Source organism: Roseisalinus antarcticus, from assembly GCF_900172355.1.
GTDB classification, from domain to species: Bacteria; Pseudomonadota; Alphaproteobacteria; order Rhodobacterales; family Rhodobacteraceae; genus Oceanicola; species Oceanicola antarcticus_A.
This window is the reverse complement of sequence record NZ_FWFZ01000137.1, coordinates 1-904: the sequence shown is the minus strand read 5'-3', so window position 1 is coordinate 904 and position 904 is coordinate 1. Positions and strand designations below refer to the sequence as shown.

At 66.5% G+C, this 904-nt stretch carries 2 protein-coding genes; both read right to left on the bottom strand.

Annotated elements, in window-relative coordinates; translation table 11 throughout:
- Positions 1-422: DEAD/DEAH box helicase (locus ROA7023_RS23600; RefSeq protein WP_143535745.1), on the bottom strand; the 422-nt coding region annotated here is incomplete at its 3' end.
- Positions 423-436: 14 nt separating this feature from the next.
- The coding region (locus ROA7023_RS23595) for a hypothetical protein (protein ID WP_085881359.1) at positions 437-904 on the bottom strand (468 nt) is incomplete at its 5' end.

Genomic DNA, 904 nt, shown 5'->3' with positions numbered 1-904 from the left:
TCGGGATTGGCGTCGCGCACCCGGTCGATGATCCGGCGGTAGCTGTCCGCCACAGCGTGATGCGCCTCGTCGATCACCAGCAGATCGAGGCGCGGCATGTCGGCCAGGTTCGACAATCGCGCCAGCGTCGGCACCATGGCGAAGGTGACGTCGCCGCCCCAGGATTTCTCGGTGGCGTCAATCACCGAGGTGGACACCTCCGGCACCACACGCTGGAACTTGGCGCGGTTCTGCGCCGTCAGCTCATCGCGATGGGCCAACACGCAGGCCTTGGCCCCGTCGCCGATCATCTCGCCGGTGACCGCCGAGAGCATAATGGATTTGCCCGCGCCGGTCGGTGCCACGCCCAGCGTGTTGCCGCGGGAGGCGAGCGCAGCAACACTGCGCTCGACAAAGGTCTTCTGGCGGGGGCGCAGGCGCATGTCCGATCCTCCCCTTACTGCGCCCAGCTCGGCCGCCCGGGCGCACCGGGGTTGGCTGCTGGCGGATTGGATGAAGACGTTTGGGCGGCAGCATTCTGCTGTGGGCTAGCCACCGGTCCGGCGTTACCGCTGAACTGCAGGGGCGCCGTTCCCATGACCTGCGTATAGTCGCGATGATCAGGCGTGACCGCGCTGCGGATCTCGTTCTTGTCGTCACCGCTGGCATCGGTGCCGATATCGATGCGGGCGATGAACTCGATCCCGTCGAGATCGGCAAAGCCGCTGATCCGCCGCGCGGCCTGCGCCTCCGCCGACATGTCCTTGTCGGAGATGCCGCGCGCCGAGTTCAGCATGCCGCGCACCAGGCTGCGGCCCATGTTGGTCCAATCCGGACCCTTGGGGCTGTAGAGACCGATCAGGGTGAAGATCTTGCGCCGGGCATATTGCCCTTCGGTCACGGTGAACTCGCCGTTCAGGTACAC